At 72.8% G+C, this 26,179-nt stretch carries 26 protein-coding genes; 15 read left to right on the top strand and 11 right to left on the bottom strand.

All coding sequences use genetic code 11. The features are described 5' to 3' along the window. Positions 1 to 460: 460 nt before the first annotated feature. The 3 genes from HHX37_RS03515 to HHX37_RS37540 all read left to right on the top strand — a co-directional run bounded on the left by HHX37_RS03515 (position 461) and on the right by HHX37_RS37540 (position 5,946). Entirely contained in the window at positions 461 to 2,794 is a 2,334-nt protein-coding gene (locus HHX37_RS03515; protein WP_182883875.1) for a sodium-translocating pyrophosphatase, read from the top strand. Between the two features lie 222 nt (positions 2,795 to 3,016). Then, a complete protein-coding gene (locus tag HHX37_RS03520) occupies positions 3,017 to 3,502 on the top strand; it encodes a SixA phosphatase family protein (RefSeq protein ID WP_310740253.1) in 486 nt (161 codons plus the stop codon). Positions 3,503 to 3,570: 68 nt separating this feature from the next. Next, positions 3,571 to 5,946: an FUSC family protein gene (locus HHX37_RS37540; RefSeq protein ID WP_182884473.1), complete on the top strand. Its 2,376-nt coding sequence runs from the start codon at positions 3,571 to 3,573 to the stop codon at positions 5,944 to 5,946. A gap of 6 nt (positions 5,947 to 5,952) precedes the next feature. Here HHX37_RS37540 and serB read toward each other — a convergent pair whose 3' ends face one another. Continuing rightward, positions 5,953 to 7,176 carry a phosphoserine phosphatase SerB gene (gene serB / locus HHX37_RS03530; protein WP_182872920.1) on the bottom strand — a complete coding sequence of 408 codons (1,224 nt, stop codon included), beginning with the start codon at positions 7,174 to 7,176 and terminating at the stop codon, positions 5,953 to 5,955. A gap of 148 nt (positions 7,177 to 7,324) precedes the next feature. Here serB and HHX37_RS03535 point away from each other — a divergent pair, with 148 nt between their 5' ends. Further along, the gene (locus HHX37_RS03535; RefSeq protein ID WP_182883873.1) at positions 7,325 to 8,083 is read left to right on the top strand and encodes a GNAT family N-acetyltransferase; all 759 of its coding nucleotides are present in this window, start codon (positions 7,325 to 7,327) and stop codon (positions 8,081 to 8,083) included. Continuing rightward, complete coding sequence (locus tag HHX37_RS37545; protein ID WP_220502555.1) at positions 8,080 to 9,114, top strand: lysophospholipid acyltransferase family protein; 1,035 nt, start codon at positions 8,080 to 8,082, stop codon at positions 9,112 to 9,114. The genes HHX37_RS03535 and HHX37_RS37545 overlap by 4 nt, the downstream gene beginning before the upstream one ends. Before the next feature lie 94 nt (positions 9,115 to 9,208). Here HHX37_RS37545 and HHX37_RS03545 read toward each other — a convergent pair whose 3' ends face one another. The 4 genes from HHX37_RS03545 to HHX37_RS03560 all read right to left on the bottom strand — a co-directional run bounded on the left by HHX37_RS03545 (position 9,209) and on the right by HHX37_RS03560 (position 12,367). Continuing rightward, the gene (locus HHX37_RS03545; RefSeq protein WP_117409118.1) at positions 9,209 to 9,769 is read right to left on the bottom strand and encodes a DUF11 domain-containing protein; all 561 of its coding nucleotides are present in this window, start codon (positions 9,767 to 9,769) and stop codon (positions 9,209 to 9,211) included. Positions 9,770 to 9,891: 122 nt separating this feature from the next. Next, positions 9,892 to 10,473, bottom strand: a complete 582-nt coding sequence (locus HHX37_RS03550; protein WP_182884474.1) for a hypothetical protein — start codon at positions 10,471 to 10,473, stop codon at positions 9,892 to 9,894. 41 nt (positions 10,474 to 10,514) lie between these two features. Beyond that, positions 10,515 to 11,708: an S-adenosylmethionine:tRNA ribosyltransferase-isomerase gene (locus HHX37_RS03555; RefSeq protein ID WP_182884475.1), complete on the bottom strand. Its 1,194-nt coding sequence runs from the start codon at positions 11,706 to 11,708 to the stop codon at positions 10,515 to 10,517. Beyond that, positions 11,705 to 12,367, bottom strand: a complete 663-nt coding sequence (locus tag HHX37_RS03560; protein ID WP_182884476.1) for an SDR family NAD(P)-dependent oxidoreductase — start codon at positions 12,365 to 12,367, stop codon at positions 11,705 to 11,707. The genes HHX37_RS03555 and HHX37_RS03560 overlap by 4 nt, the downstream gene beginning before the upstream one ends. Positions 12,368 to 12,491: 124 nt before the next feature. Between HHX37_RS03560 and HHX37_RS03565 the strand changes: the two genes are divergently transcribed. Further along, positions 12,492 to 13,748, top strand: coding sequence for a GAF domain-containing sensor histidine kinase (locus HHX37_RS03565; protein WP_182884477.1), 1,257 nt, complete (start codon positions 12,492 to 12,494; stop codon positions 13,746 to 13,748). Further along, positions 13,745 to 14,368 carry a response regulator gene (locus tag HHX37_RS03570; RefSeq protein WP_182884478.1) on the top strand — a complete coding sequence of 208 codons (624 nt, stop codon included), beginning with the start codon at positions 13,745 to 13,747 and terminating at the stop codon, positions 14,366 to 14,368. The genes HHX37_RS03565 and HHX37_RS03570 overlap by 4 nt, the downstream gene beginning before the upstream one ends. 16 nt (positions 14,369 to 14,384) lie before the next feature. Here HHX37_RS03570 and HHX37_RS03575 read toward each other — a convergent pair whose 3' ends face one another. After that, the gene (locus tag HHX37_RS03575) at positions 14,385 to 15,116 is read right to left on the bottom strand and encodes a hypothetical protein (protein ID WP_310740254.1); all 732 of its coding nucleotides are present in this window, start codon (positions 15,114 to 15,116) and stop codon (positions 14,385 to 14,387) included. Positions 15,117 to 15,182: 66 nt separating this feature from the next. Between HHX37_RS03575 and HHX37_RS03580 the strand changes: the two genes are divergently transcribed. The 3 genes from HHX37_RS03580 to HHX37_RS03590 all read left to right on the top strand — a co-directional run bounded on the left by HHX37_RS03580 (position 15,183) and on the right by HHX37_RS03590 (position 17,068). After that, entirely contained in the window at positions 15,183 to 15,971 is a 789-nt protein-coding gene (locus HHX37_RS03580) for an ABC transporter ATP-binding protein (RefSeq protein WP_182883868.1), read from the top strand. A 95-nt stretch (positions 15,972 to 16,066) separates the two neighbouring features. Continuing rightward, positions 16,067 to 16,816 (top strand): sulfite exporter TauE/SafE family protein, encoded by a 750-nt coding sequence (locus HHX37_RS03585; RefSeq protein WP_182883890.1) that lies wholly within the window; start codon positions 16,067 to 16,069, stop codon positions 16,814 to 16,816. 6 nt (positions 16,817 to 16,822) lie between these two features. Then, the gene (locus tag HHX37_RS03590) at positions 16,823 to 17,068 is read left to right on the top strand and encodes a hypothetical protein (protein ID WP_220499935.1); all 246 of its coding nucleotides are present in this window, start codon (positions 16,823 to 16,825) and stop codon (positions 17,066 to 17,068) included. Between the two features lie 55 nt (positions 17,069 to 17,123). Here the strand turns inward: HHX37_RS03590 and HHX37_RS03595 are convergent, their stop codons facing one another. The 3 genes from HHX37_RS03595 to HHX37_RS03605 all read right to left on the bottom strand — a co-directional run bounded on the left by HHX37_RS03595 (position 17,124) and on the right by HHX37_RS03605 (position 19,081). After that, on the bottom strand, positions 17,124 to 18,035 hold the full coding sequence (locus HHX37_RS03595; protein WP_117409126.1) for a Rieske (2Fe-2S) protein: 912 nt from the start codon (positions 18,033 to 18,035) through the stop codon (positions 17,124 to 17,126). Between the two features lie 115 nt (positions 18,036 to 18,150). Continuing rightward, on the bottom strand, positions 18,151 to 18,753 hold the full coding sequence (locus HHX37_RS03600) for an HD domain-containing protein (RefSeq protein WP_182884480.1): 603 nt from the start codon (positions 18,751 to 18,753) through the stop codon (positions 18,151 to 18,153). Between the two features lie 121 nt (positions 18,754 to 18,874). Continuing rightward, a complete protein-coding gene (locus HHX37_RS03605) occupies positions 18,875 to 19,081 on the bottom strand; it encodes a hypothetical protein (protein ID WP_150935745.1) in 207 nt (68 codons plus the stop codon). A gap of 552 nt (positions 19,082 to 19,633) precedes the next feature. Here HHX37_RS03605 and HHX37_RS03610 point away from each other — a divergent pair. The 4 genes from HHX37_RS03610 to HHX37_RS03625 all read left to right on the top strand — a co-directional run bounded on the left by HHX37_RS03610 (position 19,634) and on the right by HHX37_RS03625 (position 22,869). Then, a complete protein-coding gene (locus tag HHX37_RS03610; protein WP_117409128.1) occupies positions 19,634 to 20,491 on the top strand; it encodes a helix-turn-helix domain-containing protein in 858 nt (285 codons plus the stop codon). Between the two features lie 61 nt (positions 20,492 to 20,552). Next, positions 20,553 to 20,759, top strand: a complete 207-nt coding sequence (locus tag HHX37_RS03615) for a DUF397 domain-containing protein (RefSeq protein WP_117409129.1) — start codon at positions 20,553 to 20,555, stop codon at positions 20,757 to 20,759. Between the two features lie 179 nt (positions 20,760 to 20,938). Further along, the gene (locus HHX37_RS03620) at positions 20,939 to 22,060 is read left to right on the top strand and encodes a CapA family protein (protein ID WP_182883866.1); all 1,122 of its coding nucleotides are present in this window, start codon (positions 20,939 to 20,941) and stop codon (positions 22,058 to 22,060) included. A 158-nt stretch (positions 22,061 to 22,218) separates the two neighbouring features. After that, positions 22,219 to 22,869, top strand: a complete 651-nt coding sequence (locus tag HHX37_RS03625; protein ID WP_117409131.1) for a TetR family transcriptional regulator — start codon at positions 22,219 to 22,221, stop codon at positions 22,867 to 22,869. 1 nt (position 22,870) lies between these two features. Here HHX37_RS03625 and HHX37_RS03630 read toward each other — a convergent pair whose 3' ends face one another. Beyond that, entirely contained in the window at positions 22,871 to 23,338 is a 468-nt protein-coding gene (locus HHX37_RS03630) for a hypothetical protein (protein ID WP_182883865.1), read from the bottom strand. Between the two features lie 170 nt (positions 23,339 to 23,508). On the opposite strand from HHX37_RS03630, the gene HHX37_RS03635 reads away from it, so the two are divergent. Then, the gene (locus HHX37_RS03635) at positions 23,509 to 24,039 is read left to right on the top strand and encodes a tetratricopeptide repeat protein (RefSeq protein ID WP_182873280.1); all 531 of its coding nucleotides are present in this window, start codon (positions 23,509 to 23,511) and stop codon (positions 24,037 to 24,039) included. Between the two features lie 293 nt (positions 24,040 to 24,332). Here HHX37_RS03635 and HHX37_RS03640 read toward each other — a convergent pair whose 3' ends face one another. Next, on the bottom strand, positions 24,333 to 26,105 hold the full coding sequence (locus HHX37_RS03640) for a hypothetical protein (protein WP_182884481.1): 1,773 nt from the start codon (positions 26,103 to 26,105) through the stop codon (positions 24,333 to 24,335). Positions 26,106 to 26,179: the final 74 nt, after the last annotated feature.

The following is a 26,179-nucleotide window of genomic DNA, read 5'->3' on the forward strand; positions in this document are numbered from 1 at the left end:
CCGGCTCCGGCTCTCCGGCTCCGGCTCTCCGGCTCCGCGCGCCGACCACCGTACAGATCGAGTGTCGCCCCCGGCGTGACACTCGATCTTTTGGTATGCCCGCGTTCCGACGGGTCCGCCGGCAGGTGTCGGCAGAGGTTCTGGTTGTCCGAAATCCAGAGCAAGGATGTGTCGTAACCAGGGGAATGGTGCCGGACATGATCCTGACCGCGCTGGTCAAAGCACCTTCATAGTGGTGCAAATGTTCGTTCATCATCGGACGCCGACCCGATTCCCGGGCACGAGGGCCTTCATATCCGCGGCGTCGCTGCGTAGACTCCCGGCACCGGCCAAGGTATTGCGGATGCAACCGGAAGCGGCACTTGCCAACCGCCCGGGGAGTGCGCCGCACGGCCAGAGGGTTCGTCCGTAGCGTCGTCCGGGCAGGAGGACCGAAACCCCGTCTGGCCGAGGAGGACGGATGTCTGCCTATCACGCCGCTGGCGAAAGCGCAGCGGTAGCTTTGAACGGTTCCCATCTCACCCTTGTCATCGTCGTCGCCGTCGTGGCGCTGCTCGCTCTGGCCGTCGCGGGCGGACTGGTACGAGAGGTGCTCGCCGCCGGGCAGGGCACCGAGCGGATGCAGAACATCGCGCGGGCGGTGCAGCAGGGCGCCGCGGCCTATCTCACGCGGCAGTTCCGCACGCTCGCGATATTCGTCGTCATCATTCCGTTCCTGCTTCTGCTGCTTCCGGCCGGCTCGACCGGCGAGCGGATCGGCCGATCCGTGTTCTTCGTCGTCGGCGCGGTGTTCTCCGCCCTGACGGGATTCATCGGAATGTGGCTCGCCGTACGCGGAAACGTCCGTGTCGCGTCCGCCGCCCGGGAGTCGGGCGAGCGGGTCGCGATGCGGATCGCGTTCCGGACCGGCGGTGTCGCGGGCATGTTCACGGTCGGCCTGGGCCTGCTGGGCGCCGCGATCGTGGTGCTGGTCTACAAGGGCGACGCGCCGAACGTCCTGGAGGGCTTCGGCTTCGGCGCCGCGCTGCTCGCGATGTTCATGCGGGTCGGCGGCGGCATCTTCACCAAGGCCGCCGACGTCGGCGCCGACCTGGTCGGGAAGGTCGAGCAGGGCATCCCCGAGGACGACCCGCGCAACGCGGCCACCATCGCCGACAACGTCGGTGACAACGTCGGCGACTGCGCCGGCATGGCGGCCGACCTGTTCGAGTCGTACGCCGTCACCCTGGTCGCCAGCCTGATCCTGGGCCGGGCCGCCTTCGGCACCGAGGGCCTCGTCTTCCCGCTGATCGTCCCCATGATCGGTGTGATCACCGCGGTCATCGGCATCTTCACCACCGCCCCCCGCGCCAGCGACCGCTCCGGGATGTCCGCCATCAACCGCGGCTTCTTCATCTCGGCCGCGATCTCGGCGGTGCTGGTGGCCGCGGCGGCGTTCGCGTACCTGCCGTCGAGCTTCGCCGGCTTGTCCGGCGCGTCGCCGGACGTCGCGGCGGTCACCGCCGACCCGCGGCTGATCGCCATCGGCGCCGTGCTCGTCGGCCTGGTCCTGGCGAGTGCCATCCAGATTCTCACGGGCTACTTCACCGAGACCAACCGCCGCCCGGTCCGGGAGATCGGCGAGAGCTCGCTCACCGGCCCGGCCACGGTCATCCTGTCCGGCATCTCGGTCGGCCTGGAGTCGGCGGTCTACTCGGCGCTGCTCATCGGCGGCGCGGTCTACGGCGCTTTCCTGCTCGGCTTCGGCAACGTGACCGTGGCCCTGTTCGCGGTGGCCCTGGCCGGCACCGGTCTGCTGACCACGGTCGGCGTGATCGTGTCCATGGACACCTTCGGCCCGGTCTCCGACAACGCGCAGGGCATCGCCGAGATGTCGGGCGACGTCGAGGGCGAGGGCGCCCGCGTGCTCACCTCCCTGGACGCGGTCGGCAACACCACCAAGGCCATCACCAAGGGCATCGCGATCGCGACCGCCGTGCTCGCGGCGACCGCGTTGTTCGGGTCGTTCCGTACGGCGGTCGAGGGCGAGCTGGCCAAGGCGTCGCAGGGTGTGAAGAACGCCCTGGGCTCGTTCGCGGACTTCAGCCTCTCGGTGGACGCCCCGAACGTGCTGGTCGGCCTCATCGTCGGCGCGGCCGTGGTGTTCCTGTTCTCCGGCCTCGCGATCAGCGCCGTCGGCCGCGCCGCCGGCCGGGTCGTCTACGAGGTGCGCGAGCAGTTCCGCACCAAGCCGGGGATCATGGACGGCAGCGAGCTGCCGGACTACGGCCGGGTGGTGGACATCTGCACCCGTGACTCGCTGCGCGAGCTCGCGACGCCCGGCCTGCTGGCCGTGCTGACCCCGATCGCGGTCGGCTTCGCGCTCGGGTACGCGCCGCTCGGCGCCTACCTCGCCGGCGCCATCGCGTCTGGCACGCTCATGGCGGTGTTCCTGGCCAACTCCGGCGGTGCCTGGGACAACGCCAAGAAGCTGGTCGAGGACGGCCACCACGGCGGCAAGGGCTCCGAGGCGCACGCCGCGACCGTGATCGGCGACACCGTCGGCGACCCCTTCAAGGACACCGCCGGCCCGGCCATCAACCCGCTGATCAAGGTGATGAACCTGGTCGCGCTGCTGATCGCCCCGGCCGTCGTCACCTACGCCGACAACGTGACGGTGCGTGTGGTCGCGACGGTCGCCGCGGTGGCGGTCGTCGTGGGCGCCGTGGTCGTCTCCAAGCGCCGGGCGACGGCCATCGCCCCGTCCGGCGAGGCCGACGCGGCCGCCCGCGCGAGCGAGCCCGTCGCGCACTGACGCCCGAGCGGGCCGTCACACCGACGGCCCGTACGGCGCGCTCGTCCGAAGGTCCCCTGCTTGGTCAAGCGGGGGACCTTCGTCCGTACACTGGGCCGTTATGGACAAGCCGAACGGGGGCAGGACGCTCGCGCTGATCCTGCTGACCATGGTGGCGATGCTCGCCCTGATCGTGGGTCTCGCCGTCTGGGCGATGCCGTGAGCGATGCCCTGAGTGAAGCCGTGAGCGATGCCGTCACCGAAGCCGTGAGCGTCCGCACGCTCGTCGTGGTCCGGCACGCCCAGGCGGGGCACGCGCCCGGTCTCCCCGACAGCGAACGTCCCCTCACCCCCCGCGGCGAGCGGGACGCGCGGGCGGCCGGCGAGGAGATCCGGCGGCTCGCCCCCGCGCTCGTCCTGTGCTCGCCGTCGGTCCGCACCCGCAGGACGGCCGAGCTGCTCGCCCCCGGCGTCCCGGCCGAGATCGAGCGGGACATCTACGAGGCCTACCCCGACGATCTCGTCGGCGTGCTGCGCCGTACGGACGCCGAGATCGCGTCCCTCGTGCTCGTCGGCCACAACCCCGGCGTCCACGAACTCGTCACGGCGCTGACCGGCACTCGGCTCGACGGCTTCCCGACCTGCGCGTACGCGGTGATCGAGATCGGCGTCCCGTGGGAGGAGGCCGGGCCGGAGACGGGACGGCTGATCCGCGTCGGCCGTCCCTGACGCGCCCGGCCCCCGTCCCTGACGCGAACCGGCTCCGGCCCGTCCCGGGGTGATAACGCCCGCGGATCGTGGGTAGGGACCTGCTCCTGCCGCTCCGGAACATCGCATTCGCCAGGGCGCCGAGGCTGGAGGATCCGCGCCTCGCGCTCGGCTTCGGCCTGACCGGGGCCTGCTGCCTGGTGGTCCCGTTGCTCGTGGGCCTGCTCACCGGCCATCCGGCCGGCGGCGCGACGGCCGGGCTCGGCGCGTGGCTGGTGGCGGCTCGGGCCATCGCGAACCCCGCGAGCGTACGGACGCCGTACCTGCTCGGGGTGGTGGTCTCGGTCGGCGTGGGAACGGCGCTCGGGGTCCTGGTGTCGGGCAGCAGCCTGCTCATGATCGGCGCCGCCTCGGCCCTGGCCGGGCTCGGCGGGCTGGTGCGGCCGATCGGCGTAACCCCGGCGCTCACGCTGCTGCTGACGGCCGCGAACCCGCTGCCGCTCGACCCCGTGCCGCACACGGGCCTGCAACTGCTCGGCGGGCTGCTGCCGGCCGTCCTGCTCACGCTGCCCTGGCCGTGGCGGCGCACCCGCCCGGTCATCACGACGCTGAACGAGGTGACCGCCGCCCTGGCCGCGCTGGCCGAGGCCGTGACCGGCCCAGAGACAGCGCCAGGGACAGGCCCGGTGAACGGCACAGGCCCAGGCACCGGCCCAGGAAACGGCCCAGGCACAGGAACAGGCTCGGTGACCGGCCACGCCGCCGATGCCACCGCCCGGAGCACAGGCCCGGACGCGCACTCGGACGCGGACCCCGCCGCGGTGCGGAAAGCGGGCCCGGATCCGGGCCTGGACTCGGGCCTGGACTCGGGCCGGGACGAGTGGGATGCGCGCCGCCGCGCGGCGGCGGACGCGCTCGCCGAGGTCGGCACGGCCCGGGCCCGGCGGCTGCGCCGCGAACGCTCGCGGGCGGCGGACGAGGTCGCGCTCGCGCTTCGCCGGGTGTTCCACGAGATCGTCGCGTTGCGCGGCCTGTCCGACACGCTGCGGCGCCGGGCGCCCCGCGCGATGGAGGAGGCCGGTATCGCGGACCTGACCGCGTCGCTCGCCGGCGCGCTGCGGGCCTACCTGGCCGACTGCCCTCCGCTGCGGGAACCGGTGGTCGACTTCGGCGCCCGGGTCGACCGGCTGCGCGAGCGGACCGCCGGCGGGGAGCGGGAGATGGTCGTGCTCGTCCTGCTGCGTCAGGTCGCCCACAGCGTGGGGCGGATCCAGGCGGCGCTGGACGGGGCCGCCGCGCAGGCCCGCCGCCTCTGCGCGCCCGGGTTCGACGCCCGGCTCGACGTCACCCGGCTCGATGTCACTGGGCTGGACGCCGCGGCGCGCGGCCTCGCCGGGCTCGCGGCGCCCCCGCCGCTCGCCTTCGACGACCCCCGGGTGCGGCACGCCCTGCGCGTCGTCCTCGGCACGGCCTTCGCCTCGGTCGTCATCGTGCTCTTCAAGCCCGCGTTCCCGCACTGGCTGGTGATCGCGGTGCTGGTCACCATCCAGCCGACGTACGGCGAGACGCGGGCGAGGGTGTGGGCGCGGGTGGGCGGCAGCACGGTCGGCGGGCTGGTCTCGGCAGCCGTGCTGCACCTCACGCCGGGCCACTGGGCGCTCGTGGCGCTGATCGGGGTGTCGGCCGCGCTGGCGTTCGGCCTGGCCCCGACCCACCAGGCCTACTGGGCGACTTTCATGACGATGTGCGTACTGCTGCTGCTCGACTTCCAGGTGCCGCAGACCGCGCGGATCGCCGAGTCGCGGGTCGCCCTGACCCTCGCGGGCGGGGCCATCGCGATCGCCTGCACGCGGCTGCTGTGGCCGCGGGGCGAGACCCGGCGGCTCGCCGATCGGGTGGGCCGGATGCTCGGCTCGCACGCGGCGGCCGCCCGCGCGCTGGCACAGCTGACGCGGGGAAGGGCGGGCGCCGATCGGGCCGAGGCCCGGATCAGGAAGGCCGGGGTGGACGCCGAGATGGTCGCGGGCGCGCTCGGCTACATCGCGCGGGAACCGGGCGGCACCGCCCCGGAGGCCGTCGGCGGCGCCCTCGACGCCGCCCAGCGGGTCCGCGACGACCTGCTGACGATGTTCTCGCTGCTCCGGGACGAGCCGCTCGGGGCGGGGCCGGTCGCCGACGTCCTGGACGCCGTGGCCGGGCAGCTCCAGTCCGCCTCGCAGGCCGTGCAGGCGGGGGAGCCGTACGAGCCGGGCGCGGGCGTGAGCCGCGGGCTGGCCGACGACGCCCTGTGGGTCGGCGGGCAGGCCGAGCGCCGGCTCGCCGAGCTGGAGTCGGCGCCGGAGGGCGCCGGGTCGCGCCGGGCACTCCTGCGGACCGCCGCCGCCGACCAGGCGCTGCGCTCGCTGGACGCCGACGCCGTACGGCTGTGCGCCGCGGTGGGCGGCGCCTTCGTGACCGTACGGTGAGGGACGTCAGGTGGTGGCGGGCGGCATGCCGTCCTCCGCGTCGGCCGCCTCCACCTCCTCGCGGGAGATGCCGAGGAGGTAGAGGATCGAGTCGAGGTAGGGCACGTTGACCGCGGTGTCGGCGGCCTGCCGGACGATCGGCTTGGCGTTGAACGCGATGCCGAGCCCGGCGACGGCGAACATGTCGAGGTCGTTGGCGCCGTCGCCGATCGCCACGGTCTGGCTCAGCGGGACGCCCGCCTCGGCGGCGAACCGCTCCAGCGCGCGGGCCTTGCCCGGCCGGTCCACGATCTCGCCGACGACCCGGCCGGTGAGCCGGCCGTCCACCACCTCCAGGGTGTTGGCGGCCGAGTAGTCGATGCCGAGGTCCGCCACGAGAGAGTCGGTGATCTGGGTGAAGCCGCCGCTGACGATCGCGAAGCGGTAGTCGAGCCGCTTGAGCGTGCGGACCAGCGTGCGCGCGCCGGGGGTGAGGACGACCTCCTTGACGACCTTCTCGAAGACCTCCTCGGACAGGCCTTCGAGCAGCGCGACCCGCCTGACGAGCGACTCGGCGAAGTCGAGTTCGCCCCGCATGGCCTCGTCGGTGACCCGGGCGACCTCGTCCAGGCAGCCGGCGTGCCGGGCCAGCAGCTCGATGACCTCGTTCTGGATCAGCGTCGAGTCGACGTCCATCACGATGAGGCGCTTGGCACGGCGGTGCAGGCCGCTGCGCTGGACCGCCACGTCCACCTGCTGGGCGGCCGCCTCGGTGGCGAGCTCGGTCCGCAGCGCCTGCGGGTCGGCTCCCGAGACCGCGAGCTCGATGCAGGTGACGGGATAGCTCGACAGCCGTTCGATCCTGTCGATGTTGGCGCCGCTCGCGGCGATCCGCCCGGAGATCCCCGCCATCGCGGCGGGCAGCAACGGCGCGCCCAGGACGGTGACGTGCAGTCGTCCGCGCCGCCTCTTCTCCTTGGAGGTCGTGCCGGTGGCGATCTCCAGGTCCATGTCGAGATCGGCGGCCACCTGCTCGACGGCCGTCCACAGCCCGCCGATGGTGCCTCCGGTGCCGGTGGGCGGCCCTCCGGCGTAGGCGACGAGCACGCCGAGGGTGAGTCGGCCGCGGATGACGACCTGCTCCACGTCGGCCACGACGACCGGGAACCCGGCCAGTACGGCGAACAGCCGTGAGGTGACGCCCGGGCGATCCGGACCGGTCAGCGTGATCAGGAGCGTGCGCTGGTTCACGTTGTTTGAGGTTACTGTGCGGCTTGTCGTGGCCGCGCACGAGGTTCACGATGCGGACGCCTTCGTGCCCCCGGGCTGAGGGAGCGGCGTCATTTCCGCATGTCGTCATGGTGGTGGGCGCATGCCCCGAGGAAGGACGTGACGACACATGACGATCTCCCTTGGCCCTGGGCCACTCCAGCCCGGCTCTCTGCGGACCGGCCACCACAGCGGCCGCTACACCGTGCGCCTCGCCGAGAGCGCCGCCGACGTCCGCGCCGCCCAGCGGCTGCGCCACGAGGTCTTCGCCGTCGAGATGGGCGCCCGGCTCGACTCGCCGCTGAACGGTCACGACGCGGACCGGTTCGACGCGTACTGCGACCATCTCCTCGTCCGCGAGGGGGACACCGTGGTCGGCACCTACCGTCTGCTGCCGCCCGGCCGTTCGGACCGGCTCTACTCGGAGACCGAGTTCGACCTCGCCGCGCTGAAGGGCCTGCGCGGCGGCCTGGTCGAGGCGGGGCGCACCTGCGTGCATCCCGCGCACCGGGGCGGGGCGGTCGTCGCGCTGATGTGGGCGGGGATCGCCCGCTACCTGACCGATCACGGCTGCACCTGGCTGGCGGGCTGCTGCTCGGTGCCGCTCGACGACGGCGGCGTGGTCGCCGCGGGGGTGGTCGACCGGGTGCCGCTCGGGCCGGAGGAGTACCGGGTGACCCCGCGCACGCCCTGGCGCGACGCGGGTGTGCCCCGGCCCGACCGGTTCGTGCTGCCGCCGCTGCTGCGCGGATATCTGCGGCTCGGCGCCTGGATCTGCGGAGCACCCGCGTACGACCCGGACTTCGGCACGGCGGACTTCTTCGTGCTGCTCTCGCTGGCCGAGACCGACCCGCGTTACCTGCGGCACTTTCTGGGAGAGACGCGGTGAGCGCGGTCACGCCCCTGCCGCCCACCCCCGCACCGCCCCCGTCGCCGGCCCTCGCGCCGGTTCCCCCGGCTGTCTCCCCGGCCGGCTCCTCGGCCGAGCGCTCGGTCTGGCTGCCCGTGTCGTCCTGCGCGCCCGCCGCGTGCCTGCGGGCCGAGACGCGGACGGCCGGGCCGCTGCGGCGGGCCGCCCGGCTCGCGGGCGCGGTCGCCGTCCTCGCCGCCGGTCTGCCGCTCGCGCTCGTGATCGGGCGTACGGCCCGGCGGGGAACGGCTGTGGCCCGCTGGTCGCGGCTGTTCCTGCGGGCACTCGGCATCAGGGTGGTGGTCCGCCGCGGGTTCTCCTGTCTCGGAGGTTCCGCCCGGGCGCGGGCCGTGCGCGACGACGGTGGCCCGGCCCTGCTCGTGGGCAACCACGTCTCCTGGCTCGATCCCCTGGTGATGGCCGCGACCCTCCCCTGCCGTCCGCTGGCCAAGGCGGAGGTGGCCCGCTGGCCGGTGGTCCGCACCCTGGCCGCAGGCGGCGGCGCGCTGTTCGTCGACAGGGACGCGCTGTCCACCCTGCCGCGGGTCGTCGCGGACATGGCCGCCGCGCTGGGCCGCGGCGAGAGCGTGGCGGCGTTCCCGGAGGGCACCACCTGGTGCGGCCGGGAGATGGGGCGTTTCCGCCCGGCCGTGTTCCAGGCCGCGCTCGACGCGGGAGTGCCCGTACGGCCGGTCGCGCTGCGCTTCGTGGAAGGCGTGGGCGAGTGCGCGAGGCCGTCCACCCGGCCGTCGTTCGTCGGCGACGACACCCTGGTCGCGTCGCTCCTGCGCATCGTCGCGACCCGGGATCTGGTCGCGGAGGTGACCGTCTTCCCTGGCGTACGCCTGGACCAGGCGGCCCCGCGCGGCCGGGTGGACGCGCACGGCGAGCCGGGGCGGGGCGAGTGGTCCCGGCGCGGCGCGGCGCGCGCGGCGCTGGCCAGGATCACCGAGGCCCAGGTCAGAACGGCGCTCCTGCCGGACTCCGGCAGACCCGCCATAGCGGCCTGAGCCGGCCGGCCGATCATTCGGACGGTGACCCCGGGAACGGCGGACGCCCGCCTGCCGGGGCAGACGGGCGTCGTCGGGGCTCGCTATGGCGAGGTCAGCGGACGATCTTCGTCTTGACCGTCTTCAGGAAGTACCAGTGCTTGACGCCCAGTTCCTTCCAGGCGCGCCGGTTGAGGTCCTCGGCGCCGTTGGGGACGTCCCACTGGTCCACGCCGACGCGGGCGAGGGCGGTGCCGCGGGCGCCCTTCTTCAGCTTGACGGTGATCGAGAACGAGACCGCGTCGTCGACCTCGAGCGCGCGGGGCACCACGCACCAGAACCCGTCGGGGAAGAAGGCGCACCCCGTGCCCTTGGGAGCGCTGTAGTACACCTTGCGCTCGATGCCCTTGGGCAGCTGGCCGCCGACGAAGTACGTGTCGGCGAGGTGCGGGCCCTGGTTGACCGCGCCGACGGTGTAGGTGATCCGCGAGCCGGCCTTGGCCTTCTTCGGGCCCTTCGCGACCACGTAGAAGCTCGAGTACGGCTCCGCCTTGGCGGTCGCCGCGGCGGTGGACGCCGGGGCGGCCGACGCCGCCGGGGCCGCGGCGAGGAACAGGGCCCCCGCGAGCGGCGCGGCCGTCGCGAGGCCGACGATCTTCACGATCGGGTGACGCATGAGTGTGTGTCTCCTGAGGACGATGGGGGGAAAGGGAGATTCCCCCGCAATGGGGAAGATTTTGTACCATCCCCCCACATCATCCGTAAAGATCTTTAATGTGAAGATTGCGGATCCGAATGTCAGCGGGTGATTGTGCTCTTCGTCTTCACCCAGCTGATGCTGTCACCGAACTCGCCGAGCAGTTGCTTGGGGTCGGTGTTGAGTGACGTGTCGGTCACCGCTCCGCCGAAATAGCCGTAGAGCTTGCCCCGCGCCGATCCGCTCACCCAGGCCTTGGCCCAGAACGTGTAAGTCCTCCCCTTCTTGAGACCGGGCAGCACGCAGAGCGCCCGGATTCGTTCCCTGGTGCACCGCTCGCCGTAGTGAGAACCCTGCGGAACGTAAATGCGGGCTTTGCTGACGTTCTTGGGGAACTTCGCGGCCAGGAAAATCTCGTCTGTCCTGGTCTTGAGCTTGTTGACGAGGGTGACCTTGAAAGACACCACCCGGCCCGCCCTGACGCGGTAGGGATAGCTCACCTTGATGGCGACCGGGGCGGCGGCTGCCGCGGTGGTGGTCGTGCTTGTGCTGGTGGCCGTGCTGGTGGCCGCTCGCGTCGCCGTGGTCGCCGCCGAGGTGGCGGTGGGGACGGAGACCACCAGCGCTCCGGCGGCCAGTGATGCGACCAGCGACGTCGTCGACTTACGGATCAGTGTTCGCATACGAACAGCCTTGACCAACAAAATCTCAGATTCGTCACATATCACAGGATGAGATGGCTGTCGCCGAACTCGTGCCAGAGGTAGCCCTCGCGCAGCGCCTCGTCGTACGCGTCGGCCAGCACCCCGGTTCCGGTGATCGCCGACAGCATCATCAGGTGGCTCGACCGGGGCTCGTGCAGGCCGGTGATCAGCCCGTCCACGGCGCGGACGCCTCCCGCCGGGGTGACGACATGGGAGGTCCACCCCGAGAGCTCCCGCACCCCGTCGCCGTCCGGCCCCGCCTCCCCCCGGTGCGGTTCGGCGACCGGAGGCCGCACCGCCGCCGCCGTCTCCAGAGCGCGTACGACCGTCGTGCCGACGGCGATCACCCGGCCCCCGTGCGCGCGGGTGAGGTTCGCCAGCCGGGCCGTACGCGCGGAGACCGAGAACCACTCCGGATAGGGCGGCTCGTCCTTCTCCGGAGACGCGACGCCGGTGTGCAGCGTGATCGGAGCGATGCCGATGCCCCGGCTCACCAGCGCGGTCACGAGTTCCGGCGTGAACGGGCGGCCCGCGCTCGGCATCTCCGCGCTGCCGGGCTCGACCCCGAAGACCGTCTGGTAGTCCGCGAGGGGCCAGTCGCGCCGCACGTAGCCGTACCGGATCGGCGCGCCGTGCGCGGTGAGGTAGGAGAGCACGTCGCGGTCCAGTCGGGCCCGCCACAGCCGCGCCGTCTCCCGTTCGACCAGGCGCAGCGTGGCCCCTCCAGGCAGCGGCAGCCACTCTCCCGGCGCGGCGCCGAGATAGGGCTCCGTCGCCGTGGCCGTTCGGCGGCGCAACTCCACCAGCCAGTCGCCGGACGCGAGCCGCCCGGAGAAGTGCACGGCCAGGCGGTCGAGCCGTACGGCCGCGGGCAGGGTGGCGGAGTCGTTCACCACGAGCAGGTCGCCGGGGGCCAGCAGGGACGGCAGGTCGGCGAAGACATGATGGGTGACCTCGCCGGTGTCGCGGCGGGAGACCAGCAGCCTGACCTCGTCGCGGCGCAGCCCGCGCGCCTCCGGCGGCTCACGGGCCTCCAGCGGCGCCGCGAGCGCGAACGTCAGCGAGTCGCCCGACGCCTGCGGCCTGGCGGGCCCCCCGATCGCATCCGCCGGCCCGTCCGAAAACGGTGTCGCATCCGCCGGCCCACCCCCGCCCAATCGCGTATCCGGGCGGCCCTCGGTCTCCGCCGTCGTCCGGCCGCCGGCGCCGGTCATCGCAGGTCTCCGCGGGTGAAGCGGCCCGGCGCGGGACGGGCGGCGACGAGGCGCAGCAGCGCCGGCGCCACGCTCTCGGGAGGCGGCGCCGCGCCGGCCTCCTCCTCGCCGACCGCGTCCGCCAGCATGCGGGTCCGCATCTCGCCCGGGTCCACCCACCACACGGCGACGTCGGGCTCCTCGGCGGCGAGGACGTTCGAGACCTGGTCGAGGGCGGCCTTGGTCGCGCCGTACCCGCCCCAGCCCTCGTACGCCTCCACGGCGGCGTCGGAGGAGATGTTCACGATCGCGCCCCGCCGCTTGCGCAGCGCGGGCAGCGTGGCCTGGACCAGCGCCAGCGGCCCGACCACGTTCGTCTCGAACAGGGCCCGCAACGCGTCCAGCGGATAGTCGGCGAGCCTGGGCAGCGGGGCCGGGCCGAGCCCGCTCGCGTTGTTGACGAGCAGGTCCAGTTCGGGGACGGCCTCGGCGAGCCGGGCCACGTGCGCGGGATCGGCGACGTCCCCGGAAATGGCCCGGGCGCCGAGGTCGAAGGCCGCGGACATCAGGTCCTCCTCGCCCCGCGCGGTGAGGAGGAGCGACCAGCCGTCGTCGGCGAGCGCTCTGGCGAGGGCCAGTCCCAGCCCTCGCGACGCTCCGGTGATGAGTGCCTGTCTCATGCGCCTCACGCTAGGAAACGGCACGTCAGGCGGGCATCGGACCACGGTCCGGCACGGGTTCGGCAGTTGGCCCTAGGCCCACCGGCCGACGCGTGCCGGGCACCGGGCGACCTACGCTGGGTGGGTGCCCGAGCCCGCCGACACCGTCCCCCCGCCCGAGCCGCCCCGGCCGGGTCCGGACAGGTGCGCCCGCGAGCGAGCCGCCCCGGACCGCGCTGCCCCGGACCCCGACGCCCACGACCCGGCCGACCGGGATCGGGACGCCGTGCTGCAGGCGGTCAGCTCGGCCGTGCTCGCGGTGACCCGTCATCTGTCGGTCCGCGAGGTCCTCCAGGTCATCGTGCGGTCCGCGCGGCGGCTGCTGGACGCGCGGTACGCCGCGCTCGGCGTGCCCGACGACGACGGCGCGTTCGCCGAGTTCGTGGCCGAGGGCATCTCCGACGAGCAGTGGAAGGCCATCGGCCCCACCCCCCGCCAGCACGGCATGCTGGGCGCGCTGCTGCGCGAGGGACGGCCGGTCCGGCTGCCCGACATCCGTAAGGATCCCCGGTACGGGTGGTGGCCGAAGGCCCATCCCGTGCTCAGGGACTTCCTCGGCGTGCCGATCACGGACGGCGACACCGTGCTCGGGATCATCTTCCTGTCGAACAAGCGGACGCCCGGCGGGTTCGACGAGGCCGACGAGGACCTGCTGACGCTGTTCGCGGCGCACGCCGCCATCGCGCTCACCAACGCCCGCCTGTACGAGCGCGGGCGCGAGCTCACGGTGATCGAGGAGCGTACGCGGATGGCCCGCGAGCTGCACGACGCCGTCAGCCAGAAGCTGTTCTCGCTGCGGCTGACCGCGCGGGCCGCCGCGGCGCTGGCCCGCACCGAGCCCGAGCGGGCGGCCGAGGCGATCGAACGGGTCGAGCGGATGGCGGGCGAGGCGCTGACCGAGCTGCGCGCCGTCATCGTGGAACTGCGCCCGCCCGAGCTGGACCGGTACGGCCTCGTGGAGAGCCTGCGCGAGCAGGTGGCCCTGCTCGACCGCCTGCATCCCGCGACCGTCGTGTTCGCGGCCGAGGGCGAGCCGCCCGGCGACCTGCCGCCCGAGGTCGAGGTCGCCGTGCTCCGGGTCGCCCAGGAGGCGCTGCACAACGCCGTACGGCACGCCGGGGCCGGCCGCATCGGCGTCCGCCTGACGCGAGCCGCGACCACCCTGGCGCTGGAGGTGACCGACGACGGCGCGGGGTTCGACAGCGACGACATGAACGGGACGGCGGCGCGCGGTCTCGGGCTGCCCTCGATGGGCGACCGGGCCCAGGCCGTCGGCGGCAGGCTGTCGGTCTCCTCGACGCCCGGCCGCGGCACGACCGTACGACTGGAGGTGCCCGCGTGATCCGCGTGCTCATCGCCGACGACCACCCCGTCGTACGGCAGGGCCTGCGCACGTTCCTGGAGATCCAGGAGGACATCGGCGTCGTGGGCGAGGCGGCCGACGGCGCCGAGGCCGTCGCGCTGACCGAGTCGCTCGGCCCCGACGTGCTGCTGCTCGACCTGAGGATGCCGGTGCTCGACGGCCTCGGCGCGCTGGCGGAGCTGAGCGGGCGGGACGTTCGGGTGATCGTCCTCACGTCGGTGAGCGACCGCGGCGACGTCGCCCCGGCGATGCGGGCGGGCGCGGCGGGCTTCCTCTACAAGGACGTGGACCCGGCCGCGCTCGTGCGGGCGATCCACGCGGTGCACAGCGGGCAGGTCCTGCTCGCGCCGGAGGCGGCCGAGGCGATGCTGTCGGGCCCGGCGGAGCGTGCGCGACCGGAGCAGGCGGCCACGCTGACCGACCGGGAACGCGAGGTGCTGCGGCACATCGCGGCGGGACGGTCGAACCGGGAGATCGCCCGTGCGCTGGTGGTGGCGGAGAAGACGGTGAAGACCCACGTCTCCAACGTGCTCATGAAGCTCGGCGTGCAGGACCGCACCCAGGCCGCCCTCTACGCCGTACGGCACGGCCTGTCCTGAGCGCCGAGGCCGGCCGTCAGACCTGGGATTCGACGATCGCGTTGTGCGCGGCGACCCTGGCCCGCCGTACGGCCCGGTCGAGGTCGCGCAGGGCGGCGCCGCGCACGGCGACCTGCCCGGAGGTGAGCCCGCGCTCGTCGGCCAGGCGGAGCGCGACGGCGAGCCGGGCGGCGAGCGCGCCGACCCGGTGCGCCCTGCCCGGGTAGCCGGGGGCGAGGGACTCGCCCGCGCGGTCGAGCGCGTCCGCCGTGGGGAAGCCCTGCGCCGGGCCGCCCACGCCGAGCAGCGCCTCGGTGGCGGCGACCATGGCGGTGCGCAGGGACTGCTCCGCCTCCGCCAGCGAGGGCACGTCGGGGGCCGCCGCCGACGCCTCGGCCGTGGCCCAGCGGACGCCGCGGTACGACGAGCCGCGCAGGTCGGCGGACGGCACGAGGCCGAGGCACCTGCCGGGCAGCACGGCCACGGCGGCCTGACCGGCGTCGATGGCGACGCCGTTGAACGAGGGAGGACCGGTCAGCCCGAGCGGGTCGCCGGAGACCGGCAGGGCGAGGCGGAACGCGTTCAGCCCCTCGATCCTGCGGTCCAGGAGGAAGGCCAGCAGGGGGGTCTCGATCCCCTCCGCCGCCACCACCTGGGGCCCGGCCTCGCGCTCGACGCGGTCGAGGGCGGTCTCCAGACTCACGTGTCCCAGGAGCCAGGCGTTGCCCCAGGCGACGAGCGTGGCCGAGATCGGTGAATCGGTGTGCACCCGATCCACGATATGTGGTCGGACTGCCATAGTTTTATCCCAGAGAACCACAGGAGGGGGACCACGATGGGCGGTCAGGTGCTTCAGCTTCAGGACGTGGCCGTCCGCAGGGACGGCGCCGCCCTGCTGCGCGGCATCGACTGGAGCGTCCGCGAAGACGAGCGCTGGGTGGTCATCGGACCCAACGGCGCGGGCAAGACGACGTTGCTCCAGGTGGCCGCCTCGCTGCTGTTCCCGACCGAGGGGTCGGTGGAGATCCTCGGCGAGCGGCTCGGCCAGACGGACGTGTTCGACCTGCGGCCCCGCATCGGGCTGGCCAGCGCGGCGCTCTCGGAGCGCATCCCGCCGGACGAGAAGGTCATCGATCTCGTGCTCACCGCGTCGTACGCCATCCTCGGCCGCTGGAACGAGGAGTACGACTCCAACGACGTCACCCGCGCCGTCGAGCTGATCGACCAGCTCGGCTGCGCGCACCTGATCCGGCGACGCTTCTCGACGCTGTCGGAGGGTGAGCGCAAGCGCGTGCAGATCGCCCGCGCGCTCATGCCGGACCCCGAGCTGCTCCTGCTCGACGAGCCCGCCGCCGGGCTCGACGTGGCCGGCCGCGAGGACCTGGTACGCCGCCTCGGCGCGCTGGCCCAGGACCCGGCCTCGCCCACGATGGTCCTGGTCACCCACCACGTCGAGGAGATCCCGGCCGGGTTCACGCACGTGCTGCTGCTGCGCGGCGGCGCGGTCGTCGACCAGGGGCCGATCGAGGCGGCGATGACCGCGGAGAACCTGTCGACCACTTTCGGCGTCCCGCTGCACCTCGACCGGGGGCAGAACGGCCGCTGGTACGCCCGGCCCCTCTGACCCTCCGGGGCACGGCCGGTCAGGTCCCCCTCCGGCCGCCCGCGCGGGGGCGACGCCTACCCTGAGGCGACAGCCGTACGAGGGAGCAGGTGCGAGTGACGCCGTGGGAGGCGGTCGCGGTCTTCGCGGCCGGTGTGGGGGCCGGGGCCATCAACGCGGTCGTGGGATCGGGGTCGCTGATCACGTTCCCGACGATGCTGGCCGTCGGGTTCCCGCCGATCGTCGCCAACGTGTCGAACAACGTCGGCCTCGTCCCCGGCGGGGTGACCGGGGTGCTCGGCTACCGCGCGGAGCTCAGGGGTCAGCGCGAGCGCCTGGTCCGGCTGGGCGTCGCGTCGGTGCTCGGCTCGCTCGGCGGCGGACTGCTGCTCCTGCGCCTGCCCGCGGAGGCCTTCCGGGTCATCGTCCCGGTGCTCATCGGCCTGGCCTGCCTCATGGTGGTGTTCCAGCCCAGGATCAACGAGTGGCTGGCCGCGCGGCGCCGGCCGCACCCGCACGGCGGGCCGTGGCTCTGGCTGGGCGTCCTCGGCGCCGGCGTGTACGGCGGCTACTTCGGCGCGGCCCAGGGAATCGTCCTGATCGGCCTGCTCGGCAGCTTCCTCGACGAGGACCTGCAGCGGGTCAACGCGGCCAAGAACCTGCTGTCGCTGCTGGTCAACGCCACGGCGGCGGTGTTGTTCGCGTTCATCGCGCCGGTGGACTGGGCCGCCGCGCTGACGGTGGCGCTGGGGTCGGCGGCGGGCGGCTTCCTCGGTGCCCGCCTCGGTCGCCGGCTGCCCGCGCCCTTGCTCCGGGGATTCATTGTTGTCGTCGGAATCGTGGCGATAGTGAAGCTGGTGTTCTGAAAGGGTATGTATGCCCTCGTGAAGGGCGACCGGGTGGAGATCGTTATCGATGCCGGAGGCACCCCGCGCACGTACGAGGTGATCGCGACCAGGGCGGGACGCCGGATCGAGGTCACCACGGGCCGGGGAGTCGTGGAGGTCACCGAGGTGACGCGGTCGGGCACGCCCGTCCGCACCGCGAGGTTCATGTCCAACCGGGTGCTCGCGCTGGTCGAGCATCCCGCCGACGACCGCGGCCCCGACACCGAGTGAGTGACGCCGGTGGCCGCAGCCCCGCGGCGACCGGCGTGGTCACTCGGCGGGGCGGTCATTCGGCGGGACGGACCTGCACCACGCCGTCCTGCCGCAGCCGGGTCTGGAAGGCCGGCTGGCGCGACGTCGCGGGGCCGTGCGTCACCCTGCCGTCGGAGATGCGGAAGGCGCTGCCGTGCCAGGGACAGACGATGCAGGGCTCGCCGTTCTCCATCGCGACGCGCCCCTGGTGAAGGGGGCCGCCGAGGTGGGAGCAGTTGTCCGCGAGCACGCTCACGTCGTCGCCGAGACGGATGACGAACAGGTCGATGTAGCCCAGCCGCCGCCGCACCGGCCGCCCGTTCGGCAGCTCCTTCAGGGCGCACAGGTCGTGCCAGCCCAGCGGCACGAGATGGCCGACCGACTCCGCGTGGTTGGCCCCGGCCGCCTGCCGGTAGGACATGTGCCCGCCGAGGTAGCCGCCCGCGGAGGCCGCCGCGAGCCCGGCGTACGCCAGCGTCCGGCCGGCCCGCTCACGTCCCCGCATCCGTAACAGCAGGGAGCCGGTGTAGCAGACCGCCGCGGCCGCGTTGGTCATCGCGTGCACCAGGCCCACCCGCTGCTGCTCACGGTGGAGCGTGGACCAGTCGGTGAGGCCGGCCGCCACCGTGGGGACGGCGCTGCCCAGCCCCGCCAGGATCAGCGTGCGGGCCGCCCGTGACCCGCTCTTCGTCATGTCGACCACCCCGGCCGACAGCCAGCAGCCGAAGCTGACCATCGCGAGCGCCGGGTGCAGCGGATGTCCGATGGGCACGCCGTGCAGGAAGTCCCGGGTCTTGCCCGGGCCGAGCTTGCGGCGCACCTGTTTGGAGATGACAGCGATCGGCCGGTCGAGCACGGTGGCCCGCTCAAGCCCGTCGAAGACCTCGGCGGCGGGGACTCTCCGCGCCATCCGGCCCGTACGCCGCGACCTCGTCGTCTCTTCCATGTCTCGCCCCCTAACACCGGATCACGTACCCGCGCGTCACAGGTGTGAACATGGACAGGAATGAGACGGTATACGCGGGTTTCAGGCGCGTGAGCCCGAGTCCGCGGCGAGGGGCTCAGGGCGCGAGGTGGCCCCGGGCGACGGAGGCGGCGACGAGCCCGGCGGCGTACTCGCCGAGCGTGGCCGAGCCTTCCTCGATGAGCCGCACCTTCTCCATCACCTGACGGGCGGTCACCTTGTACAGCGACCAGGTGCCGCCATCGTTGTGGTGGTTCGCGATGATCGGCGCGAGCCGGTCGAGCGCCCTGGCGAACCTCGCCTCCGGCGTGCGCCGCTCCTCGAACTCGTCCCACAGGGACCGCAGGCGCGCTCCCTGGTCCTCCGGCAGCAGCCCGAAGATCCGGTCGGCCGCCGCGCGTTCGAGGGCGGCCTGCCCCTCCACCGCGACGGCGTCGTAAATGAAGGTGTCGCCGGCGTCGATCTCCACGATGTCGTGCACGAGCAGCATGGCCACCACCCGGGCCATGTCGGTGCCGGGAGGCGCGTGCTCGGCCAGGGTCATCGCCATCACGCCCAGATGCCAGGAGTGCTCGGCGTCGTTCTCCCGGCGCGATCCGTCGATGAGAGAGTTCCGGCGGATGACGCGCTTCAGCTTGTCGATCTCGGTGTGGAAGGCGAGTTGGGACTGCAGCCGTTCGTGGATGAGCGCGGTCGTCACCCGCGCAAGCCTAACCGGTCGCCGTCGTCTTCCGCCTGATCCGCGAGCGTGTGCCGCGCCGGGGCGTGCGGCGACGGTGACACCCCGTCACGTCGCTCGCAACCGTCACGGCGTCACCGGGTCACGCGCGGAAGAGGCGGCCGACCTCCTCCAGTTCCTGGACGAGGTCGAAGCGGGGATCGCGATACTGCCGGGCGCCGAAGCCGGTGCGGCTGACGGTCCACCTGAGCTCGCGGGCCCACCTGTCCTGCTCGGCGCACAGGGCCAGGTCGGCCGTCGTCATCCGGCTTCTTATCAATGAGAACCAGGCGGCACCGGGGGGATTCATGGGAGACTCCTTCCGGATGGGTGCCAAGCGGAGATCTCGTCGTGCTGAGTTGATGGCCCTGTTTTCGTAGGCCTGTGTTCGTCGTCCTGAGTTCGCGGCCCTGAGTTCGCAGTCCTGAGTTCAACGAACGGAGAGTGCGCTCCGCGCCCGGAACGGCCCTGTAGTGGAAACTGCTCGCGTGGCGCGAGCGCCGGCCTCGCACGGCCGGGTGTCGAAATCCCGCTGGCCCGGATGCCTCCCGTCGTCACGCGCACCCGAGGCGGCCGGCGCCCCTGCCTTGGAAACGGGCCGGGCGCGTGCCCCGGGTGGAAACAGGGCTCCGGAGCATTCCGCCGGCGACCGCCGGCGTCCCCACCGTCCGGGAGACCTTTCCCGTATCGATCGTGACCCAGTTCACATTCCGCTGCAATAGTTGGCGAAAAGAAATCCGCAACAATCTTCCGCTGATGCAGTGCAATTTTCAGTGCAACTTGCATGAGCGGGCGAGGTATCTTCGGACAGGGCGCTCCGCACCCGCGCGCCCGCCCCACCGGACGAAGGAGGTCGGCCGGGATGCCCGAGCACGGCAGTCCCACCGTCCGGCGGCGGCGGCTGGGGCAGGAACTGCGCCGGCTGCGCGAGCGCGCCGACATGACCGGCGACCAGGTCGCGACCCGGCTCGGCTGGTCCGCGGCGAAGATCAGCAGAATCGAGACGGCGCGCACCTCGCCTCGCGAGAGCGACGTTGAGGCGCTTCTGGTGATCTACATGGTAGATTCGCGCCAACGCCAAGAGCTGCTCGCCCTGCACCGGGACGCGACCCGGAAGGGCTGGTGGGAGGACTATCGCGACTCCCTGCCCAAGGAATACACGACGTTCCTTGGCCTGGAGGCCGAAGCCACAGCGGCACGCGACTGGGAACCCCAGGTGGTGCCGGGTCTGTTTCAGACCGAGGCGTACGTCCGCGCCATGATGGAGAGCGGGCAGCGGAGCACCCTGGAGGCGCCGGGCGGCGTCCGCAGCCGGATCGAGGTCCGGATGGCCCGCCAGCAGGCGGTTCTGCGGGTGGACAATCCGCTGGCCATCTCGGCCGTCGTCGAGGAGTCGGTCCTGCTGCGCCGGTTCGGCGGCAACGAGGTGATGCGGGAGCAACTCGGGCGGTTGATCGAGGTGTCTGAGCTGCCGAACGTCGAGTTGCGGATCCTCCCGCTCGACGCGGCCCACCCGATCAACACCGGAGCGTTCAGCCACCTCAAACTGCCCGAATTCCATGACGTCGTGTACCTGGAGGCACTCCTGGGCGGGCGTCTGGTCGAGGACGAGACAATCGTCTACCGGTACGAGGTGGCATTCGACTACCTGGAGACGAAGGCCCTTGACGTGGACGACTCCCGCAGGCTTTTGGAAAAAACTGTCCGTCATTGGCGATAGAGCCCCAAGACCGCCCCGGAAATCCGCGCGTGAGAATCTCCGGGGGGAGAGAACACCTTTTATGAACTCGATTGACCTGTCCGGCGCCGCCTGGTGGAAGAGCAGCCGGAGCTCTAACAACTGCGCCTGCGTGGAGGTGGCCGTCCTGCCGGGCGGCCACGTTGGCGTACGCGACAGCAAGAACCAGGATGGTCCGGCGCTCGTTTTCACGCCCGCCGAATGGGACGCTTTCGTCGGCGGCGTCAAGGACGGCGAGTTCGACCTCTGACCGGTTTCTCCGACCGGTTTCCCTGATCGGTTCTCCAACCGGTCACGGGCCCGCGTACGGCCCGCGTCCCGCGCGGGCGCGAGCCGTACGCGAGTCGTACTCGGGGCGGCGGAGTCTCGACGAGAATCCGCGGGACGCGCGGGCGGAACCGGAACGCGTCCTCCGCGAGACGGCGGGAGATGGCATGCTCAGGTGCCGTGAGACGTCTTCCCCTCGCCCCGGCCTTGTTCACCCTCCTCGCGTCCTCCCTCCTCGTCGCCGGCTGCAGCGCGGCGGAGAGCGAGTCCGTTCCCGGCGCGTCGCGGCAGGAGCGGCAGGAGACGACGACCACCTCCGCGTCGTCCTCCCCCAAGCCGCAGCGGCGGCCCTACACGATCTCCTTCGCGGGGGACGTGCACTTCGAGGGCGTGCTGCGCAACCGGCTGAACGCCGACCCGCGCACCGCGCTCGGCCCGATCGCCGCCGTGCTGCGCAGGTCGAACCTCACCGCGCTCAACCTCGAGACCGCCATCACCACCGGCGGCACGCCCGCGCCGGGCAAGCAGTTCACCTTCCGCGCCCCGGCGACGGCGTTCACCGCTCTCAAGGCCGCCGGGGTGGACGTCGTGACGATGGCCAACAACCACGGCATGGACTACATGGAGAGCGGCCTGCGCGACACGCTGGCCGCCATCAAGTCGTCGAAGTTCCCGGTCGTCGGCATCGGCGCGAACGAGACCGAGGCGTACCGGCCGTACCGCAGGACGGTCAACGGCAACCGCGTGTCGATCATCGGCGCGACCCAGGTGCTCGACGAGCAGTTCATCCAGTCCTGGACCGCCGCGGGTGACAAGGGCGGGCTCGCCTCCGCCAAGAACGAGCCGCGCATCCTGCGCGCCGTACGGCAGGCCCGCAAGAACAGCGACACCGTCATCGTGTTCCTCCACTGGGGCACGGAACTGGTCAAGTGCCCGACACCCGTGCAGCGCGGCCTGGCGGACAAGCTCGTGGAGGCGGGAGCCGACGTCGTGGTGGGCAGCCACGCGCACATCCTGCTGGGCGGCGGCTACTCCGGCCAGGCGTACGTGCAGTACGGCCTCGGCAATTTCGCCTTCTACAACTGGGGTCCGCAGACCGGCACGACCGGCGTGCTGACCCTGACCATCAACGGGAGGAAGGTCCTCAAGGACCAGTGGACCCCCGCCCGGATCAACGGCGGTGTGCCCGTTCCGGTCACCGGCGGCGCCAGGGAGCAGGCGGTCGGCGCGTACCGGGCGCTGCGCGGCTGCACCGGCCTGTCGGCCGCGCCGCAGGACTCGTGACGGCGGCGGCACCGGAATCTTGCCGCATTTCCGGCGAGTGGCCGCTAAGCCCTGACCGCGGACCCCGAAACAGGCAAGATGGGTGGATGTCCAGCCGGGTGGTGTCGGAGATTGGTGATCCCGTCGTCGAAGGCCGGGGTCCCAGGGGTGGTGAGAGCATGTCGCCGCGCTCGTCGCACGCCGGAGAGCCGCTGCGGCGGCGGCCCGCGCAGCGTCGTAGCGTCCGCAGGGTGGAGCGGATGCTCGACGCCTGCGCGGAACTGCTCGACGAGGGCGGGTACGACGCCCTCACGACCACCCGGGTCGCCGAGCGGGCCGGGGTGGCCATCGGCTCGGTCTACCAGTTCTTCCCCGACAAGCGGGCACTCAGCCAGGCGCTCGCCCGGCGCAACGCCGAGTTGTTCGCCGCGCGGGTCGGGCGCCGCTTCATGATCGAGGACTACACGGGCTGGTGGGACGCGGTCGACGCCATCATCGACGAGTACGTCGAGATGCACCGGAGCGTGCCGGGTTTCCGCTCGTTGCACTTCGGCGACGTCTTTGACCTCGACCTGCTCGACTCCGTCGCGGACAACAGCACGGTGATCGCCGGACGCCTCCGCGCGCTGCTGCTGACGGAATTCGGGCTCGCCGACGGCGAGGATTTGGACCGTGCCATTCTCGTCGCGGTGGAGGCCGGGGACGCGGTGCTCAAACTCGCCTTCCGCCATGACCCGCACGGCGACCCCGTGATCGTGACCGAGGCCAAGCAACTCGTGCGCGGATACCTCTCGCGGCAGCTCGCCGCCGCCGAGTCGCGCCGGCGGTGACTCACTCCCCTGGACGGGCGGGCTCGGACGGAGCCTGGGGCCCGGTCATGACGCGCGGATCGACGGCCCGGGGGTAGATCGCGCGGAGGTCGACGGTGCCGGGGCCTGTGACACGGGGGCCGGTGATGCCGGGCGCCTCGATGGAGGGCAGCAGCCCCGGCGAGTTGCCCGGCACGTACGCGGTGTTCTGCCACGAGCGGGTGTGGGTGCGCGGGGGGATCATGAGCTGGCGCGCGTCGTCGTCGTCCACCTGAAGCGGGGATCGCCCACCGGACTCACCGGCGCGGCACCGCAGCGCCGCGGGCTCGATCGTGAGCTCCATCATCCGCAACTGCGCCTGCAGCCGGGCGAGTTCGGCGCGAGCCTGACCGAGCGCCTCGTACTGCGCCGTGAGGTAACCGGCGACACCCGGGACCACGGCGGCGAGCACCGTTGCGGAGGCGAGAGTCAGGATCACTCGCTTGGACATGCTGGACGCTCCTCGCCAGGGCTCGAATGCGCAGGCGTGGTGCGATATGCCCGTCTATCTGCAGAGAAAAGCGCATAGTAGTGGAAGGTCTACTAATCGTTGCTTCGTCAATGCCTGGCGTTGCCCTGCGAAACGAGGCTCGGGTCGGTAGCCTCGGCACTGTGGCACATGTGACAAATGAGCAGGTGGACCGTCTGCTCGAACAGGCCCTGCTGCTCGATGACCACGGTGCCCTCGCCCGTCGCCTCGACGCGCTGGCCCAGGGGTACGAGTCGGGCGAGATGTCGAGGGCGGCGATCCTCATGCTCGCGGCGGAGGAGTGGCGCCAGGCCGGCCAGCCGGCCGCCGCGCTGGACCGCTACCAGAGCGCCATCGAGGACGGGGGTGAGGTGCAGGTGGATCCACGTGCCGGCATCGCCGACACCCTGTTCGAGCTGGACCGGCCGGACGAGGCCAGAGCGATGATCGCGGCGATCCGGGCGGGTGACTGGAACCCGGCCACCGCGCTCACCATCGCCGAGACCCTGGTCGCGTACGGCGACGCGGAGGCGGCGCACGACTGGGCCACCGAAGGCATCCGCGCCTGCGGCCCCACCGGTTCGGGCATCCGCGACTCGCTGCTGCGCACTCGCTACCGCATCCGGGTCGATCTCGGGCTGCCCGAGGACGACCTCGACGCCCTTCTCGACATCACCCGCTGAGCCGCCGACCGCCCGCATCCGAGCACCGGCGACGAATCCGTGGTGGTCCCCTGAGAGCTCCGGCATCCCGGGAACGAGGTGTCACGGCTCCTCGAAGCGGAGCGCCGTGAACGACCCCGGTACGGGTCGCGCCATGGCAGCGGTGTGCCGGGAATGAGACAGGGGCCGCGTGTCAGTCACGGCTTCTCGAAGGGGAGCGCCGTAGCCGGTCGCGGTGCGGTCGTCCGTGAGTACTGCTGTGCCGGGAACGAGAAAGGGGCCGTGTGTCACGGCCCCCTTTGTCGTGTGCCGGGTCAGGGCAGGATCCTGTTCCCGGTCGCGGCGGCGAAGTCGGTCACCCCGTGCGTGCCCGTCGCCTTGGTGAGGGCGGCGGGGGTGGTGATGTCGCCGCCCTGCGGGTGCGCGGCGGCCCGGGGGTATTCGCGCGGCTGGAGACGCGGAACGCGCCTGCCGCCCACCGTCTCAGGCTGGACGGCCGGTGCGATTTTCCTGCCCTGTGCTGACTTGCCCGGTGCTGCCTTGCCCTGCCCCGTTCTGTCCTGGCCGGCGGCCTGCGGCCTTCCGGCCTGGGCCGGTGCGGCGGCGTCGTCGCGCTGACGCCTGTGCCCGGCGCCGTTCTTCCGCTCGGTCGCCGTCCCGGTGTCCTCCTGGGCCGCGCTCGCCGGCCGGCCCGCCTGGTTCGCGGCCTGCTCCGGCGTCCCGGCCTGCTTGTGGGGATGGTGCCTGCGGTGCGGGTGCTTGCGTGGGAAGGTCTCGGTGGTCTGCTCCTGACCGGAGGCGCCGCTCTGGGAACTGGTGCTGACGGTGCTGCTCTGCGGCGTCAGTCCGGCCTGCTCGGCGGGGCGTGCGGCGGACCCCTGCCCGGCGGGGTTCTGCCCCGCGGGGTTGTGGGCGACCGGGTTGTGGGCGGCGGTGTTGTGGGCGGCGGTGTTGTGGGCGGCGCGGCTCTGCCCGCCGGCGTTGCCCGCCTCTTCCTCCGGCCTCGGGTGCCGACGCGCCCGCGGCCGCCCCTCGGTGAGGGGACGCACCCGCTCCTGCTCGGCCGGCTCGCCGCGTAGTCCCTGCGGCGCCTGCGGCGGGCAGGCCGCGTCCGAGGCGCTGGGCCTGGCGGGCGCGACGGCGAGGAGCGGAACGGCGCTCCTGGCGGGAAGCAGCGTGCCGGAGTTCGCGACAGGCGCGGCGGCCGGCACACGCGACCCCGCCACGGTCGCCGCCGGTGCCGTGAGCGACCTCGCGGGCGACGAGAGGGCCGAGGCGCCCGCGGCGAGCGGCTTCGTGGCCGACGGAAGCCCGGACGTGCCAAGGGATATCGGCTTCGTCGACGACGGGAGGACCGATGTGCCGGCGGAGATCGGCTTCGCCGCTGACGGAGCGGTGGCCAGGCCGACGGGGAGAGACCTCGCCGGTACGCCGGCCGCCGCCGGGGTGGTCGCGCCGCCGACCGCGCCCGGAACACCACCAGTAGCGCCGCCGACGGCGCCGGGAACACCCGCCGCGCGGCCGGCCGCGCCGGGAACACCGGTCGCGCCACTGACGGCGCCGGGAACACCCGCCGCGCGGCCGCCGCCCGCGCCGGCCGTGCCGGGCACGCGGACCGGCGCGGCTCCGGCGGCCGGTGCGTTTCCGGTCCTCGGCACCAGGCCCGTCAGCGCCCTGGCGGAGGACGTGCCCGGCAGTGCCCGAGGAGCCGTCAGGGCCGGCAGGACGGGCTTGGCCACCCCGGGAACGGCCGGATCCGGGACGGGCCTGCCGGGAAGCGAGCGGTGCCCCTGCCCGGCGGCGGATCCGGCGGCGTCCGCGATGCTCAGCACGCCCGCCGCCGGGGCCAGGGTGGCCGGAACGCCCCCCACGTTCCGGTCCGTGGCCTCGCGCCGCGCGATCTCGTGACGCGTGACGCCCTGGTCCGTGCTGTCATGGCCCGTGACGTCGTGGTTTCGGGGACGGCAGGCGTCGGACGACGCGCCGTCCTTCGCCATCGCCGTGCCCCAGGTCAGCCAGCTCACTCCGGCGGTGACCGCCGCGAGCGCCGCGCACCGCCCTCGAATACTTCGTGATGTCCTGGACATCCACGTCCCCCTGATCGCGTACGGTAGTCCGACGAACGCCGAACGTAGCAGCGAGGGAAAAGGGCGGGGCGCGC

The sequence above is a fragment of the Microbispora sp. H10885 genome (genome assembly GCF_014161415.1).
Taxonomy (GTDB): domain Bacteria; phylum Actinomycetota; class Actinomycetes; order Streptosporangiales; family Streptosporangiaceae; genus Microbispora; species Microbispora triticiradicis.

Bases quoted from the DNA above. Each gene is read 5' to 3' on its own strand.
- HHX37_RS03515 (WP_182883875.1), top strand. From the start codon at position 461: ATGTCTGCCTATCACGCCGCTGGCGAAAGCGCAGCGGTAGCTTTGAAC.
- HHX37_RS03535 (WP_182883873.1), top strand. From the start codon at position 7,325: ATGACGATCTCCCTTGGCCCTGGGCCACTCCAGCCCGGCTCTCTGCGG.
- HHX37_RS03545 (WP_117409118.1), bottom strand. From the start codon at position 9,769: ATGCGTCACCCGATCGTGAAGATCGTCGGCCTCGCGACGGCCGCGCCG.
- HHX37_RS03550 (WP_182884474.1), bottom strand. From the start codon at position 10,473: ATGCGAACACTGATCCGTAAGTCGACGACGTCGCTGGTCGCATCACTG.
- HHX37_RS03555 (WP_182884475.1), bottom strand. From the start codon at position 11,708: ATGACCGGCGCCGGCGGCCGGACGACGGCGGAGACCGAGGGCCGCCCG.
- HHX37_RS03560 (WP_182884476.1), bottom strand. From the start codon at position 12,367: ATGAGACAGGCACTCATCACCGGAGCGTCGCGAGGGCTGGGACTGGCC.
- HHX37_RS03580 (WP_182883868.1), top strand. From the start codon at position 15,183: ATGGGCGGTCAGGTGCTTCAGCTTCAGGACGTGGCCGTCCGCAGGGAC.
- HHX37_RS03590 (WP_220499935.1), top strand. From the start codon at position 16,823: ATGTATGCCCTCGTGAAGGGCGACCGGGTGGAGATCGTTATCGATGCC.
- HHX37_RS03595 (WP_117409126.1), bottom strand. From the start codon at position 18,035: ATGGAAGAGACGACGAGGTCGCGGCGTACGGGCCGGATGGCGCGGAGA.
- HHX37_RS03605 (WP_150935745.1), bottom strand. From the start codon at position 19,081: ATGAATCCCCCCGGTGCCGCCTGGTTCTCATTGATAAGAAGCCGGATG.
- HHX37_RS03610 (WP_117409128.1), top strand. From the start codon at position 19,634: ATGCCCGAGCACGGCAGTCCCACCGTCCGGCGGCGGCGGCTGGGGCAG.
- HHX37_RS03615 (WP_117409129.1), top strand. From the start codon at position 20,553: ATGAACTCGATTGACCTGTCCGGCGCCGCCTGGTGGAAGAGCAGCCGG.
- HHX37_RS03620 (WP_182883866.1), top strand. From the start codon at position 20,939: ATGGCATGCTCAGGTGCCGTGAGACGTCTTCCCCTCGCCCCGGCCTTG.
- HHX37_RS03625 (WP_117409131.1), top strand. From the start codon at position 22,219: ATGTCGCCGCGCTCGTCGCACGCCGGAGAGCCGCTGCGGCGGCGGCCC.
- HHX37_RS03630 (WP_182883865.1), bottom strand. From the start codon at position 23,338: ATGTCCAAGCGAGTGATCCTGACTCTCGCCTCCGCAACGGTGCTCGCC.
- HHX37_RS03640 (WP_182884481.1), bottom strand. From the start codon at position 26,105: ATGTCCAGGACATCACGAAGTATTCGAGGGCGGTGCGCGGCGCTCGCG.